The organism is Microbacterium sp. C448 (assembly GCF_000582705.2).
Lineage (GTDB): Bacteria > Actinomycetota > Actinomycetes > Actinomycetales > Microbacteriaceae > Microbacterium > Microbacterium lacus_A.
This window is the reverse complement of the sequence record NZ_HG779659.1, coordinates 1-15,167: the sequence shown is the minus strand read 5'-3', so window position 1 is coordinate 15,167 and position 15,167 is coordinate 1. Positions and strand designations below refer to the sequence as shown.

General features: G+C 67.4%; 15 protein-coding genes. 7 read left to right on the top strand and 8 right to left on the bottom strand.

The genetic code is table 11. The features are described from left to right. Positions 1-653: FAD/NAD(P)-binding oxidoreductase (locus MIC448_RS06890; RefSeq protein ID WP_036297708.1), on the bottom strand; the 653-nt coding region annotated here is incomplete at its 3' end. Continuing rightward, positions 650-1,033 carry a rhodanese-like domain-containing protein gene (locus MIC448_RS06885; RefSeq protein WP_051513286.1) on the bottom strand — a complete coding sequence of 128 codons (384 nt, stop codon included), beginning with the start codon at positions 1,031-1,033 and terminating at the stop codon, positions 650-652. The genes MIC448_RS06890 and MIC448_RS06885, both read right to left, overlap by 4 nt. Positions 1,034-1,294: 261 nt before the next feature. On the opposite strand from MIC448_RS06885, the gene MIC448_RS06880 reads away from it, so the two are divergent. Beyond that, the gene (locus tag MIC448_RS06880) at positions 1,295-2,620 is read left to right on the top strand and encodes an NAD(P)/FAD-dependent oxidoreductase (protein ID WP_036297706.1); all 1,326 of its coding nucleotides are present in this window, start codon (positions 1,295-1,297) and stop codon (positions 2,618-2,620) included. 16 nt (positions 2,621-2,636) lie between these two features. Here the strand turns inward: MIC448_RS06880 and MIC448_RS06875 are convergent, their stop codons facing one another. Continuing rightward, entirely contained in the window at positions 2,637-3,137 is a 501-nt protein-coding gene (locus MIC448_RS06875) for a MarR family winged helix-turn-helix transcriptional regulator (protein ID WP_081766230.1), read from the bottom strand. A gap of 81 nt (positions 3,138-3,218) precedes the next feature. Between MIC448_RS06875 and MIC448_RS06870 the strand changes: the two genes are divergently transcribed. Then, positions 3,219-5,336 (top strand): MMPL family transporter, encoded by a 2,118-nt coding sequence (locus tag MIC448_RS06870; RefSeq protein ID WP_051513284.1) that lies wholly within the window; start codon positions 3,219-3,221, stop codon positions 5,334-5,336. 201 nt (positions 5,337-5,537) lie between these two features. Here MIC448_RS06870 and MIC448_RS06865 read toward each other — a convergent pair whose 3' ends face one another. Beyond that, the gene (locus MIC448_RS06865) at positions 5,538-5,825 is read right to left on the bottom strand and encodes a GlsB/YeaQ/YmgE family stress response membrane protein (protein WP_036297704.1); all 288 of its coding nucleotides are present in this window, start codon (positions 5,823-5,825) and stop codon (positions 5,538-5,540) included. 139 nt (positions 5,826-5,964) lie between these two features. On the opposite strand from MIC448_RS06865, the gene MIC448_RS06860 reads away from it, so the two are divergent. Then, positions 5,965-6,636, top strand: coding sequence for a response regulator transcription factor (locus tag MIC448_RS06860; RefSeq protein ID WP_036297702.1), 672 nt, complete (start codon positions 5,965-5,967; stop codon positions 6,634-6,636). Between the two features lie 12 nt (positions 6,637-6,648). Here the strand turns inward: MIC448_RS06860 and MIC448_RS06855 are convergent, their stop codons facing one another. After that, positions 6,649-7,140, bottom strand: a complete 492-nt coding sequence (locus MIC448_RS06855; protein WP_199484416.1) for a putative glycolipid-binding domain-containing protein — start codon at positions 7,138-7,140, stop codon at positions 6,649-6,651. 426 nt (positions 7,141-7,566) lie between these two features. Between MIC448_RS06855 and MIC448_RS06850 the strand changes: the two genes are divergently transcribed. After that, a complete protein-coding gene (locus MIC448_RS06850) occupies positions 7,567-9,051 on the top strand; it encodes an HNH endonuclease signature motif containing protein (RefSeq protein WP_036297699.1) in 1,485 nt (494 codons plus the stop codon). Positions 9,052-9,078: 27 nt separating this feature from the next. Here the strand turns inward: MIC448_RS06850 and MIC448_RS06845 are convergent, their stop codons facing one another. Next, positions 9,079-10,920, bottom strand: a complete 1,842-nt coding sequence (locus MIC448_RS06845) for a DUF2207 domain-containing protein (RefSeq protein WP_243419917.1) — start codon at positions 10,918-10,920, stop codon at positions 9,079-9,081. Between the two features lie 69 nt (positions 10,921-10,989). On the opposite strand from MIC448_RS06845, the gene MIC448_RS06840 reads away from it, so the two are divergent. Next, positions 10,990-11,424 carry a MarR family winged helix-turn-helix transcriptional regulator gene (locus MIC448_RS06840; RefSeq protein WP_036297698.1) on the top strand — a complete coding sequence of 145 codons (435 nt, stop codon included), beginning with the start codon at positions 10,990-10,992 and terminating at the stop codon, positions 11,422-11,424. Between the two features lie 65 nt (positions 11,425-11,489). On the opposite strand, the gene MIC448_RS06835 is transcribed toward MIC448_RS06840, so the two are convergent. Then, positions 11,490-11,954, bottom strand: a complete 465-nt coding sequence (locus MIC448_RS06835) for an Hsp20/alpha crystallin family protein (protein WP_036297696.1) — start codon at positions 11,952-11,954, stop codon at positions 11,490-11,492. A 251-nt stretch (positions 11,955-12,205) separates the two neighbouring features. Here MIC448_RS06835 and MIC448_RS06830 point away from each other — a divergent pair, with 251 nt between their 5' ends. After that, on the top strand, positions 12,206-13,381 hold the full coding sequence (locus MIC448_RS06830; protein WP_243419916.1) for a zinc-binding dehydrogenase: 1,176 nt from the start codon (positions 12,206-12,208) through the stop codon (positions 13,379-13,381). Further along, positions 13,378-14,871 carry a CoA-acylating methylmalonate-semialdehyde dehydrogenase gene (locus MIC448_RS06825; RefSeq protein ID WP_036297692.1) on the top strand — a complete coding sequence of 498 codons (1,494 nt, stop codon included), beginning with the start codon at positions 13,378-13,380 and terminating at the stop codon, positions 14,869-14,871. The genes MIC448_RS06830 and MIC448_RS06825 overlap by 4 nt, the downstream gene beginning before the upstream one ends. On the opposite strand, the gene MIC448_RS06820 is transcribed toward MIC448_RS06825, so the two are convergent. After that, the coding region (locus MIC448_RS06820; RefSeq protein WP_036297689.1) for a glutaminase at positions 14,872-15,167 on the bottom strand (296 nt) is incomplete at its 5' end.

Below are 15,167 nucleotides of genomic sequence, written 5' to 3'. Positions count from 1 at the left end.
GCACCTTCCTCGATCGCGGTCGCGGTCGCGCCGGCGTGCACGTCGATTCCGATCGCTCGCAGTTCTTGCGAAACGAGCCAGGCGAGATCGGGTTCGAAGGGACTGAGCGGATGCGCGGAGCTCTGCACGATCGACACCTCGAGACCGCTCGCGGCCAGAGCTTCGGCAGCCTCGACACCGATGAATCCGGCGCCGAGCACGACAGCACGGCGAGCGCCGCCCGTGACCGAGTCGCGCAGCGCGAGGGCGTCGTCGACGGTGCGGAGCGTGCGAACCCGGGCGGAGGTGATTCCCGGGATCTCGGGGATGACCGCGGCCGCACCCGGAGCGAGCACGAGGGCGTCGTAGTCGATGACCTCGAGACCATTCGCCGTCTGCACGGTCACGTTTTTCGCGGCAGTGTCGACGGCGATGACGTCATGCCCGGGCCGGACATCCAGCGCAAGCGCCGCGCGCAGCGTCTCCGGCGTCTGCACGAGGAGCTTCGCGGGATCCTCGATCTCACCGCCGACGAAGTAGGGCAGGCCGCAGTTCGCGAACGATACGTGCGGGCCGCGCTCGAGCACGATGATCTCGGCCGACTCGTCGAGGCGCCGCGCGCGAGCGGCGGCGCTCATTCCCCCGGCGACCCCACCGACGATCACGATCCTCATCGGACGATCTCCAGACCGGTCGCCTGCGCGGCCTCGTCGACGCCACCGGCATCCTGAACCGACAGGCCCTGTTCTTTCATCTGCGCCACCGCCTGCGCGGATCGATTGCCGGTCTGGCAATAGACGACGTAGTCGAGATCTTCGTCCAGCTCCGAGATCTGGGAAGCAAACTCGGAAGACTGGAAGTCGATGTTGACGGCGTCCTCGAGGTGTCCCGAGGCGAATTCGGTCGGGGTGCGCACATCGACGACGACGGTGTCGGCGCCCAGCTCGACCACCGCACCGCTCGGGGACGCCGCGCATCCGGCGAGGAGCGCGGCAACGGCAGCAAGGGCCAGTCCGCCGCCCAGGGAGCGCAGGCCCCTACGCGGCAACATCATGCCCCGCGCAGAGCTGGTTCTCGGGGACACCGCTGAGCGCCTCCTCCACGTGCTGGCCGCATCCGGCCCACGTCGTTTTTCCGCACACATCGCACGCCACCGGACTGCACATGACTGACCTCTCTCGTCGTTCGACCTCAGATTATCATACCCCCGGGGGTATCCGCGAGTGAGGTTGAAGTGCCGACCCCTCGCGCTTGACAAGGTCGGAGCGATAGCGTCGGGATCGCGCCATGCGGGCGCGTCGAGAGAGGTTTCGCCGTGGACGTTTTCGACACGATCGTGGTCGGCGCGGGCATCGCAGGACTGACCGCAGCGCGCCTCTTTACGAGAGAAGGGCGCCGCGTCGTGATTCTCGAGGCGCGCGACCGCGTGGGTGGCCGGGTGCACACTGACCGCAGCGAGGGGCTCGTCACCGACCTCGGCGCATCCTGGATCCACGGCATCACCGACTCCCCCGTCGCGGCGGCAGCAAAAGCGTTCGGGATGCCGATGGTCGAGTTCACGGTCGGCGGATATCAGGCCGACAGCCGCCCGATCGCCCACTACGGGCCCGACGGGCACCGCCTCTCGAACGCCGCCGCACAGGCCTATGTCTCAGACATCCATGCCGTCGACGCGACTCTCGTCGACGTGATCGCCTCATCGAGCCCGGATGCCTCGTACCGCGACGTGACAGAAGCAGCCCTCGCGCTTCAGAACTGGAGCGAGGACCGCGTCCAGCGCGTCCGCGAATACCTCGAGCACCGCGCCGAGGAGCAGTACGGCGCGTGGATCGAGGATCTCGCGGCCCACGGCCTCGACGACGACTCGATCGACGGCGACGAAGTTGTCTTCCCTCAGGGGTACGACGCCCTCGCGACGGGGTTGGCGCGGGGACTCGATGTGCGCCTCGAGCACGTGGTGACTCGCGTCGAGTGGAGCACCGACGGAGTCGTCCTGACGACCGATCGCGGAACATTCGCCGCACGCGATGCGGTGGCCACCGTGCCTGTCGGCGTGCTGCAGTCAGACGATTTCGTCATCGACCCGGCCCTCCCCGAACCGGTGGCGGGCGCGCTCGGACGCCTGACGATGAACGCCTTCGAGAAGGTCTTCCTACGCTTCCCGACGAAGTTCTGGGACGACGACGTATACGCGATCCGCCAGCAAGGTCCCGAGGGACGCTGGTGGCACTCGTGGTACGACCTGACCGCCCTGCACGGCGAGCCCACATTGCTGACCTTCGCGGCGGGACCCGCGGGCATCGAGACGCAGGACTGGGCGACAGACCGGGTCAGCCAGTCCGTGCTCGCGCAGCTGCGTCGGCTCTACGGCGACCGCGTCGAGGAACCGTCCCACGTCCACATCACCGACTGGCAGGGCGACCCTTTCGCCCGAGGCTCGTATGCGTACATGACACTCGGGTCGACGACCGACGACCACGACGCCCTGGCTACCCCGATCGGTGGGGTCCTGCACCTGGCGGGCGAGGCGACGTGGACGGATGACCCGGCCACCGTCACCGCGGCGATGTGCTCGGGACACCGTGCGGCGACACGCATCCTGGGTCGTGAGATCCCGATCGAGCGACTCTGGATGGATTGACCGGCGGAGAGTCTCCTCAGCCCTCGACGCCGGGCACCCGAGGGCTTGCGTGGGTCCGCAATCGCTCGACCACCTGACTCAGGTACCGGGTGATGACCACCTGCTCGCCCGCTGTGAACGAGTCGAGTTCGGCGTCGATGCCCATGATCATCGGCATGAGCCGTCCCATCGCCCGGTCGCGCGACGCGGGCTGCGGTACGACGAGAGTGCCACGGCGATCTGTGGGGTGGGGCTCGCGCGTCACGTGACCGAGAGCAACGAGCCGGTCTATCGACGTGGTCGCAGCCCCCGCTGAGATACCCACGCGCCGCGCCAGCTCGGTCGGACCCAGCGGACCACCCATCAGCAGATGCTCCATCGCCGCCAGATCCGTCGGATTGACCTCGAGCTCGGTTGCGATCGCACGCTCGAACTGATCGGTGAGCTCGATGAACTCTCGCAACAACGCCGTGGCCGGACGGGTGGGAGAGAACCCGGACGCGTCCGCGCCTGTACCGTCGCCGTACCTCGGTTGCATGAGACCCACGATATCGCTACATTCATTCGATAGTCATATAGTTTGAAGGTCAAATAACTTTCGCAGACGTGGAGAATCCCTATGAGCGGCTTGCTGCGCTTCATCACATCCGCCAAGACGTCATGGATCGTGCTCGTCCTGGCGGCTCTCGCAGCCGCTGCGCTCTTCAGCATCGCGGGAGGCGAAGAGTCCGAAACGGCACCCTCGGTCGGACTGCCCGACAGCGCCGAGTCGGTCCAGGTCGATCAGTTGCGCGACGAGTTTCCGAGCGCGGACGGGACATCGGCGCTTCTCGTGTTCGCCACCGATGAGGGGACGCTGGACGACGAGACCATCACCCTGATCAACGAGAAAGCCTTCGGCGAACTGGCCGACATCTCGAGCGACGGGTTCGTGCCCCCCGCACGGATCTCGGAGGACGGAACCGTCGCCCTGATGGTCGTTCCCCTCGAGCCCGAGACCGACGTCGCCGCGCAGAACGAACGCGCCCAGGAGATTCGCGACGCAGCATCCGCCGACCTCGACGGGGTTCGGGTCTACCTGACCGGAGCCGAGGGATTCGAGGTCGATATCGCTGCCGTTTTCGCCGGAGCCGACTTCACCCTTCTCCTGACCACCGTGATCGTCGTCGCCGTACTGCTGCTCATCACCTATCGCAGCCCGTGGTTGTGGCTCGTTCCCCTCGTCGTCATCGGTATCGCGGACGCGCTCGCCGGAATCGTGGCGCGCCAGGTGGCGGGTGCGGTCGGCATTCAACTCGATGCATCCGTCACCGGCATCCTGTCGGTGCTCGTCTTCGGCGCCGGAACGAACTACGCGCTGCTTCTCATCGCGCGGTACCGCGATGAGCTGCGCCTGCACGAGGATCGCCGGGTCGCGATGCGACGCGCCCTGCGCGGAGCGGGCCCCGCGATCATCGCGAGCGGGTCGACCGTCGCGCTTGCCCTGCTCACCCTGCTGCTCGCCGAACTCGCCGGAAACCGCGCCCTCGGTCTGGCGTGCGCCGTCGGGATCGTCGTCGCGATGATCTTCGCGCTCTTCGTCCTTCCCGCAGCTCTCGTCCTGTTCGGCCGTGGGCTCTTCTGGCCGTATATTCCGCGATTCGGATCCCCCGATGCGATCGCACGGAGCATCTGGGGCAAGCTCGGGCGCGCCGTTTCGAAGCGCCCGGTCATCGTGGCGACGAGCGGATTCATCGTGTTGGGCGTGATGGCAAGTGGGCTTTTCTTCGTCCAGACCGGACTCTCCCAGAACGACCGATTCCTGCAGAAGCCCGAGGCCGTCCAGGGCCAGGAAGTGCTCGCCGAGGCATTCTCGGCCGGCACAACCTCGCCCTCCATCGTCATCGTCCCGCTCGACGAAGCCGAAGAGGCCGAGAGCACGCTGGCCGCCCTCGACGGCGTCGACTCCGCGACGATCGGCGAGACGACAGACGACCTCGCCCGGATCGACGTCACTCTCGGTGCGAACGCCGAGACCGAGGAGGCGTTCGCCACGGTCGAGCGGATGCGTGCCGCCCTCGACGGCGTCGGCACCGGTGAGGGCCTGGTGGGGGGACTCGATGCCCAAGCCCTCGACGTCACCAACGCGCAGGCCCGCGATCAGGCTTTGATCATCCCGCTCATCCTGGTGCTCGTGTTCATCGTCCTGGTCGTGCTGCTGCGAGCGCTGGTCGCGCCGCTGCTGCTGCTCCTGGCGGTCGTGGCGAGCTTCTTCTCGGCCATCGGCCTGAGTTGGTGGCTCTTCCAGACGCCGCTCTTCGGCTTCCCCGCCATCGACACCAACGTGCTGCTGTTCAGCTTCCTGTTCCTCGTGGCACTCGGCGTGGACTACAGCATCTTCCTCGTGACGCGGGCGAAAGAGGAGTCCGACCACCTGGGCATCACGCAGGGCATGATTCGTGCCCTCGCCGCAACGGGCGCGGTGATCACGAGCGCGGGAATCCTCCTGGCCGCGGTGTTTGCGGTGCTCGGAGTGCTCCCGCTCATCACGTTGACGCAGATCGGCATCATCGTGTGCATCGGTGTGCTCATCGACACGCTGCTCGTACGCACGGTGATCGTTCCCGCGCTCGCGTTCATCACGAAGGACGCCTTCTGGTGGCCCCGCAGGCCGAAGCTCCGGGACGCGGACGCCGCGGCCGCCGGCGCGGATGCGCTTGCTCTGGCACCGGCGGCGCAAAGAGTCACAGAAAGATAACGACAAACCTTGCCCATCGTTACCTGGCCGTTATAGAGTTCACGCACGGTAGTTGTTTTGCTGTGGCAGCTACCGACATGTGATTGCAGGACACTCTTGGTGCAAGGGACAAGGGCCGGTCAGAAGCCTCTCTGACCGGCCCTCACTTGTGTCCGGACGACGACGTGGATCGCGACCGGATGCGCACGGACGCGCTGCGGATCAGCCGCGGCGACGCGCTGAGGCGCCACGACCCCTGACCATGACGTAGATCAGCAGCGCGATGATCGCGCCGATGATGGAACCGATGATTCCGGCCGGCTGGAAGAAGCCGTCGGCGGCGTCCTGCCCGAAGAGCAGGAAGCCGAGGAATCCACCCACGAACGAACCGACGATTCCCAGGACGATGGTCATGAGGATGCTCATGTCCTGTTTGCCAGGAACCACGGCGCGAGCGATGAATCCGGCGATGAGGCCGATGACGATGATGCTGATGATGAGACCGAGCATGGTTGCTCCTCTTCTCGACGCCGAGAGGCGTGGTGGACGCGCACCATTCGATGCGCGGGATGCCGCAATTCGCGACAACACCTGACTTCATCACCCCTCAGGGTGTGGCGGCACACCCCTGGGGGTGTAAAGCTCGAGCATGCCCTCATCCCCGGCCTCGCGCCCCATCACCGTCGCCCTCGTCGACGACTACGACGTGGTGTTGAAAGGGCTGGCGCATCTGTTCGACGAATACCGTGATCGAGTTCTGGTCGCCCAGATCGACGCGAACAGGGGGGTGAGCGACTCGGTTGATGTCGTGCTGTACGACTCTTTTGCGCAGCCCGAGTCCGACCATCACGAGATCTCCGAGCTCATCAAGAACCCCAGCGCCCGTCGCGTCGTCATGTACACCTGGAACTTCCATCCCGAACTCATCGAATCGGCTCGGCGCCAGGGGGTGGATGGATACCTCTCGAAGACCTTGACGGCACCGCAGCTCGTCGCGGCGATCGAGGCGGTGCACGCGGGTGAACTCGTGATCAGCAATCAGGGCCGCCGGGCGCCCAGCGCGCCGGGGCTCGACTGGCCGGGACGACTCGAGGGCATCACCGACCGCGAGTCCGAGATTCTCGCGCTCATCACCCAGGGCAAGAGCAACGCCGAGGTCGCGAGCCTCACCTACCTGAGCCCGAACACGGTGAAGTCATACATCCGATCCGTCTACCGCAAGATCGGCGCGACGAGCCGCACTCAGGCCGTGCTGTATGGCGTCGCCCACGGATTCACCCCCGACACTCACCGGATCGACCATTGGATGGGCGGGCCGTGACTCGCGCCGCGCTCACCCGCGCCCGGTAGGGGTCCGAACGGCGATACCGGGATACTCCACGACGAGCCCCGCACGGTCGAACGGGATGTCGCACGCGAAATCGAACGTCGATGACTCGTAGTGGAACAGCAACCGGTCGGGCGTGGTCCCGACCAGGGTGTATCGCTGCTCCAGGCGTTCCACCCGAAGGTCATCGGCGCGAACGAAAGCCGCGGGCACGTCGACGCTGGCTCCGACGACGAAGTCGAGCCGATGAATGGGGAGTGTATTGGTGACAGCGGATGACTCGAAGTCCACGTCAACGCATCCGTCGAGGTCCGGGCGCTGCGTCCCGTCGACGATCCAATGACCCTGCGCGTCACGCGTCACCGTCGTCTCGCCCGTCCCCTGAGCACCCAGGCGAGACGCTCGCACCGAGACCGTCGTCCACGAAGGATCCACGGTCAGGTCGTAGCCGACCGACCACAGGGCGCCCGACTCGTTCGCCGTTGTGTGCCCCGTCAAACGATGACCCGCACATCACGGAAGAACGCAACCTCGAAGCCGACCCGCAGCCCCTGGTGATTCCAGCTCCCGGCGGGAGGCAATGGTGTCAGCCTCATGAGGCGAATCTAGCTCGACGAAAACATCACAGATAGATAACGGGAAACCTTGCTTGTCGTTACCTCGCCGTTATAGAGTGCAAGCACGGAAGTTGTTTGCTGTGGCAGCTACCGACATGTGATTGCAGGACACTCTTGGTGCAAGGGACAAGGGCCGGTCAGAAGCCTCTCTGACCGGCCCTTACTCTTGCCGTCCGCGATCTGCCTGCGTGCCGCGGCGCGCATTCGCTCCTTCACAGGGAGAGTCACCCAGAGTTATCCACAGATCCCGCCGCTGACCAGGTCTTTCGTCGCCGTCGATGTCGGTGGTTGATGGGACTCTGGAGGCATGTTCACGACCGCACCCCGCGATACCGAGGCATCCCTCGGCACGACGCTGCGGGCTGGTGTGGCAGAGGCATCCGCCCTGCTCGACGCGCACGTACTCCCCAAACGGAATCAGTTGACCCTGTTGCCCGACGACGAGCTCCTGGAGCTCACGCGCGCCGCGGAAGAACTGGGCAGGCGGGCGGATGCGCTGCGAACGCTCGCGGCCGCGGAGGTCGGACGCAGGTCTGGTCCCGAGCGAGGAGCGGAGGGGCTGAGCTCGTGTCTCGGATGCCGCAACCCGGCTGAACTCCTCGAGCGGTTGTGTTCGGTGTCGGGCGCGACGGCGCGGACTCGGTTGCGACTCGGCGCGCACATAGCGCCGAGGTTCGGCCTCGCGGGTGAAACTCTTCCCTCAGACTTTCCCGCGGCGCGGGTGGCGTTCAGCGCCGGCGAGCTGGGAATCGATTCGCTGGTCGCCATCACCGGCACCCTTTCTTCCCTGACCGAACGGTGCGGGGCGGAGGCGGTCGCGGCCGCCGAGGGCGAGTTGGTTGCGGCCGCCACGGGCACCGCGCCCGACGGCGCACCACCGGCCGCAGCCGACGAGATCCGCATGCAGGCGAAGCTCTGGGCGCTGTACCTGGATCCTGACGGCGTCCTCCCCGACCCCGACCGCACCATGCGGCGTCGAGGCCTGACCCTCGGCCGCGAGCGCGACGGCCTGACTCCCCTCTCGGGCGCGCTGACGATCGACGTTGCAGCGCAGTTGCAGCGACTCTTCGACGCCCAGATCAGCCCGCGCGTGGCAGACCGCGGCCGCCCTGCTTTCACTGAGGACACGGCCGGCGCGCACGACGCCGCGCACGCGGGGGATGACTCGCGCACCCGGGCGCAGCGGCAGCACGACGCTCTCGCGGCGATCCTCGGGGTGGCAGCGCGCGCGGCCGAGTCGCCCTCGATCGGCGGCAGCGCACCGACGCTGCTCGTCACGATCAGCGCCTCCGAACTCGAGCGTCGCGACGGCTTCGGCTTACTCGACGCCGCGCACCTGAGCGACGACATGGGCGCCGACGCGGTTGCCCAGCCGATTCCCGCTACGTTCGCTCGACAGGTTGCGTGTTCCGGTGGCATCCAGCGCCTTGTTCTCGACGCCAACGGCCGCATCATCGAACTCGGCGGACCACAGCGCGTCTTCACGGCGCACCAGCGGCGCGCGATCATCGCGAGGGACGGCGGATGCGTCATCCCGGGATGCCACGTCCCCTCGGCCTGGTGCGAGGTCCATCACGCGACCGACCACGCCCGCGGCGGACCGACGCACACCGACAACGGCGTGCTCTTGTGCTGGTTCCATCACCGCACCCTCGAGACGAGCGGATGGGAGGTGCGCATGCGCGACGGAGTGCCCGAAACCCGCGCACCGGCCTGGGTCGAAGCCCACAGGCCCTGGCGCCCGGTGCACCCACACGGGCATCGGCGAGGTAGACGCGCGCGGCCGGGGTGAGGGCAGGGATAGAGGCCGGGCTAGGACCTAAACCCCGCCGCCGCCACCGCCGCCGCCACCACCGCCCGCGGAACCGCCGCCGGACGATCCACCCGAGGTGGATGCCGTCGACGAGCTCGTCGACAGGGAAGAGATGCTCGACGAGAAAGCGGCCGCACTGAAAGCACTCGTGCCGTAGTACCAGCCGGGCGTGGAGTCGCCGTAGTAGACGACGATGTGTTCGGCCCACTTCTTCTCCTGGCCGAACACCACGGCGTAGGGCAGCAGACGCTCGTACAGCCTGATCATCTGTCGCGGATCGTCGACGGCGATCGACGTGCGCTCGGCTCCCTGCGGCGACTGCAGCATCCGGATGCGGTCAGCCTCCGCCCACTCGATGAACACCTTCACCCCGGCGAGGTGGTCGCGCAGTTCCGCACCGCGCGAGGTCAGGGGCCGGCGCGAGACCAGCACACCCGCCGTGATCGCGAGGATGGGCGCCGCGACGAGCAGCGGAACAGACCAGGCGGGGGTGATCCCACCCTCGAGACCGACAACGCCCAGAATCACCGACGCGACCGCCGCAAGGACTCCGACGAGGATCGGCCGCGCTCGCACGATTCCCGGCACCTCGCGCCGCACACCCATCGCGGCCAGCGTCGCATCCGCCTCCTTCAGGATCTTCTGCGCCGTGCGCGACACCCGCGCGTCGCTCTTGCCGAGCGTGAACGTCGTCTTCCCGTCGGGGAACATCCCGTCAAGCAGCTCGCGGCCGTTCTCGTCAGCCAGCGAACGGTTGACGAGCTCGAGCTCGAATGTCTGACTGCCCCATTTGCGCTCGCCCTCGACGATTCGAATCGAGCCCGCGATCGCCTGCTCCAGCACCTCCGCCGGAATGCCCTTGGTCTGCGCGCCCCACAGCACCGCGGACTCGAGCGCGTCGAGGCCTGGCGGTGGGTCGTACTCGGCGATCACCGTCGGCCGGCCCGGGTCGTCACGCAGCCGACGGCGACGGATGACCGCGGCCCAGACCACGGCCAGCACAGCGACGAGCGTCGCCCCGCCCTGCAACCATCCGACCGGTGAAGCAAAGGGCGACGAATCGAACGCGGCGAACGTGCCGGGCTCGAAGGCAACCGCAATCGTCATCGTCTGGCGCGGCGCCAAGGCATCGGCGCGTGCCGAGACGACGGCGCCCGCCGCATCGGTCGCCACGTCGATCTCGCAGTTATCGGTCGAGCCGGTTGACCCCTGGTAGCACGCGACATCGCCGGTCGCCGCCTCGGCCAGGTCTCCGTCGAGCACCACGCGCGCATCCACGCGGTCGAACGGTTGCGCCCATTCCTCGCCGTTGACGTCCCAGTACAGCTCGTCGACGCCCGTGTCATCAAAGCCCCGCGTGACGTTCTGAAGGTCATAGGTGAAGACGTAGGTCTGCGCGCCATGCACGTAGTCATCCGCTCGCGAGGTGACGATGAGGAAGTCGTCTTCGTCGTCGGTCTCGACGGGCCTCTCGGCACCCGTCTCGTCCGTCACCGAAACGAGAGAGGGAAACAGGGGTGCGTTCAGATAGCTGTTCGGGATGAGCCGCCGCATGCCCCGATTCTGATCACTCTCGGGGAAGACGGCGACGAACGTCTCGATCACCCGCATCCGACTGGTGCCGTCTTCGGCCCGGGACAGGGTGTATTCGACGTCGAGGCTCGCAAACGAAAAGTCGTCGACATCGCTCGGAACGGCGGCGGCAAAGTCGGACCCCGTACCCCGCTCCGCGGCGGACGCCGGGGGAACACCGGCGCCCACTCCCCCCGCGACGACTCCTCCAGCGACGACGATCGACATCGCGATCGATATCGCGACGATCAGTCCCGTTCGAAGCAATGCACGCATGGGCCCAGCCTAGACACGGGCGCTCCGCGACCCGCCCGCCACCGGCCGCGGACAAGTAGCCTGTACGGCATGACGAACCGCCGCCTCGCCGTTGAAGCGTGGGAGAGTTTGTTCCGCGCGCAGCACGAGGTGTTCACCGAGATCAGCAGCGACTTCCGCGGCACCGGCCTCGAACAGGGCGAGTATGACGTGCTGTTGACCGTGACACGCGGACCCGAGATGACCGCGCGACTGCGCGATGTGACCGCACGGATGCTCGTCAGCCAGCCATCCGTCTCTCGCCTCGTCGACCGCATGGTGGTCCGCGGCCTGGTCACCAAATGCGCCGACCCCGATGACGGTCGCGGTGCGCTCGTCCGCGCGACCGAGACGGGTGCGGCCGCTTTTCGCGTCGTCGCGACGCAGCACGCACGCACGATCGCCGAGCGGATGTCCCGGCTCAGCGACGACGAACTCGAAGCGCTCCGCGGCCTGACGGCGAAACTGCGCGAAACGACCGACTGAGCACGCCGCAAAATACGGATGCCGCACCCCGGAGGGCGCGGCATCCGTTGTACACGCGGTTCTGACTACTGCTCGATGAGCTGCGGCCCCGAGGAGTCAGCTCCCGACTCGCGCGCTGCGATGACGGAAGCATCGGCATCCGTCGCCACTTCGATCTTGCGTGGCTTGGCGCGCTCGCTGACGGGGATCGTCACCGACAGCACGCCGTTGTTGTAGCTCGCAGAGATGCGGTCGGTGTCGACTCCCTGACCGAGGTTGAGCTGCCGCAAAAAGCTCGCCGCTTCACGCTCGCGGGTGATCCACTTGACGCCGTCGCCGGCCGCAAGGGTGCGCTCGGCGCGGATCGTCAACAGTTGGCCGTCGACGTCGATGTCCACCGACCCCGGGTCGATCCCGGGCAGATCGGCGGTCAGCACGTAGTGGTCGCCATCGCGGTAGAGGTCCATCGGCATGCGACGGGGGCCTCGCCGCGCATCCAGAAGGCTCGTCGCGAGGCGGTCGAGGTCGCGGAACGGGTCGTATGTCGCCATGGTGGTGTCCTTCCTTGTTGCGCCGGATTCGCGTCCGGCGATGAACGGGTTCGGTATGGAGTTGATGGAGTTGAGCCGACTCGACTCAACAATCAAAGATTAGCACTCGACGTATGAGAGTGCCAATAATTCGATCCCCCACCGCGGACGTTTTCATCCAGCGACAACCGCACCGACGTCCCTTGCCCGGCCCGTGGTGAACTTGCCATGCTTGCGAACACGAGCCCTGAACGATGACGTCGAGGATCACCATGACTGCCACAGCGCCCCGAACGATGAAGGCCGCCGTGCTGCGCGCGGATGGACCGGGGCTCGAGATCCTCGAGGTCCCCCGCCCCGTGCCGCGGGCGGGAGAGGCGCTCGTCAAGGTCATCGCGTGCGGCGTGTGCCACACCGACCTGCACGTCATGAAGGGCGAGGTGCGCTTTCCCCGGCCGGCGGTGATGGGCCACGAGATCAGCGGCACGCTCGTCGCGTTCGGCGACGACACTCCCCCGACCACGGGACTCGCGATCGGCGACACGGTCATCGGGGCCTTCATCATGCCCTGCGGCGACTGCCCCGCCTGCTCCCGCGGGCGTGACGACCTGTGCGCGGAGTTCTTCGGGCAGAACCGCCTGAACGGCACGCTGTACGACGGCGAGAGCCGCCTCTCGATGCCGGATGGCTCCTTCCTCGCCATGTACTCGATGGGCGGGCTTGCCGAATACGCCGTCGTGCCGATCACCGCGCTGACGCGATTGCCGGACGACCTCGACCCCGTCACATCCGCCGTCCTCGGATGCGCCGCCTTCACCGCGTACGGTGCCGTGCACCGCGCAGGCGATGTCCGACCGGGCGAAGCGGTCGCGATCGTCGCGGTCGGCGGCGTTGGCAGCGGAGTCGTTCAGATGGCCCGCGCCGCGGGCGCCGACCCGATCATCGCGATCGACGTCGCCGACGACAAACTCGAGGCCGCCATGGCCCTCGGCGCGACGCACACGGTCAACTCGCGCGAGACCGATGCCGCCACCGCCGTCCGCGAGATCACCGGCGGTCTGGGTCATGGTCTGGGTGTCGACGTCGCCTTCGAGGCGCTCGGTCACCCCGCCACTTTCCGACAGGCGATCGGCTTGCTCGCCGACGGGGGCCGGATGGTCGCGATCGGCATCGCGGCCGGCGACGCGGCCGCCGAGGTCGAGATCACCCCCCTCGTTCGCCGCGGCTACACGATCACCGGATCGTTCGGTGCGCGCACGCGCGAGGACCTGCCCGCGGTCGTCGACATTGCCGAGGCCGGCGGGTTCGACACCGCACGCCTTGTCACGCGCCGCTACACCCTCGACAATGCAGATGCCGCGTATCAGGCCCTCGCCCGGGGCGAGATCACCGGACGCGCCGTCGTCGTCATGGACCGACCCGATCTACGAACGAAACGAGAACAATGACCACGCGCATCCCGCACTGGATCAATGGCGAGCGCCACGACTCCGATGACCGCCGACTCGGCACCGTCTACGACCCCGCCACGGGCGAGCAGAGCGGCGCCGTCGTGCTGGCCGAGCCTGCCGACGTGGACGCTGCCGTGGCGGCCGCAACGACCGTATTCCCCGCCTGGCGCGACACATCGATCGCGCGCCGCCAGGCCATCCTGTTCCGGTTCCGCGAACTGCTGGAGCAGCGCAAGCCCGAACTGGCAGAGCTCATCACGGCCGAGCACGGGAAGGTCGTCTCGGATGCCCTGGGCGAGATCGCGCGCGGCCAGGAGGTGCTCGAGTTCGCCCTCGGCTTCGCCGACATCCTGAAGGGCGACTACTCGGTGAACGCCTCGACGGGCGTCGACGTCTACTCGTTCCGCCAGCCCATCGGTGTCGCGGCGATCATCAGCCCCTTCAACTTCCCGGCCATGGTGCCGATGTGGTTCTTCCCCATCGCCCTGGCATCGGGGAACACCGTCGTCCTCAAGCCGAGCGAGAAGGACCCGTCCGCCGCGATGTGGATGGCGGAGCTTCTGACCGAGGCCGGGCTACCTGACGGGGTGTTCAACGTGGTGCACGGCGACAAGGTCGCGGTCGATGCGTTGCTGGAGCATCCGGATGTCGCGTCCATCTCATTCGTCGGGTCCACCCCGATCGCGCGCTACATCTACGAAACGGCCGCGCGCCACGGCAAACGCGTGCAGTCTCTCGGCGGGGCGAAGAACCACATGCTCGTGCTGCCCGACGCCGACCTCGACCTCGTCGCCGATGCGGCGGTCAACGCGGGCTTCGGTTCGGCCGGCGAGCGCTGCATGGCCATCTCGGTCGTCGTCGCGGTGGAACCTGTCGCCGACGCACTGATCGAGAAGATCTCGGAGCGGATGGCCGGGCTCCGCATCGGCGACGGGCGCCGCGGCTGCGACATGGGCCCCCTTGTCACCCGCGAGCACCGCGACAAGGTGGCCGGGTACATCGATTTGGCGGCGAGCGACGGCGCCGAGATCGTGGTGGACGGTCGGGGTGTCGTTCCCGACGGAGCGCCCGGCGGTTTCTGGCTCGGCCCCACCCTGCTGGATCGGGTTCCGACCACATCGGCTGCCTACATCGAGGAGATCTTCGGGCCGGTGCTGTCGATCGTGCGCGTCGCGACCTACGAAGAGGGCGTCGAGCTGATCAACTCGGGCGCGTTCGGCAACGGTACGGCGATCTTCACGAACGACGGTGGTGCCGCCCGGCGCTTCCAGTACGAGATCCAGGTCGGGATGATCGGGGTCAACGTGCCGATTCCGGTGCCGGTCGCGTACCACTCGTTCGGCGGCTGGAAGGCCTCCGCGTTCGGGGATTCGAAGGCCTACGGTCGACAGGGATTCCACTTCTTCACGCGGGAGAAGGCGGTCACGGCACGCTGGCTGGACCCGAGCCACGGCGGCATCAACTTGGGGTTCCCGCAGAACACCTGATCAGTCGCCGAGCGACCCGAACACGTGCAGGTCGAGCTCGGCGCTCAGCAGGTCGCAGGCCTTGCTGCCGCGGACGCTCGTCCCCTGCTCGTCGAGGGGCGGGCTGATGACCGCGGCGCCGAGGGTCTCGGGCACCGAAAGCACGATCGCGCCCGAGACGCTCGACTTCGCGGGGATGCCGACCCGGCGCATCCATCGTCCCGATCCGTCGTACACACCGCACGTGGCCATGACCGACACGACATCGCGCGCGACTGCGGCGGGGACGACGCGCTTTCCGGTGACCGGGTTCACCC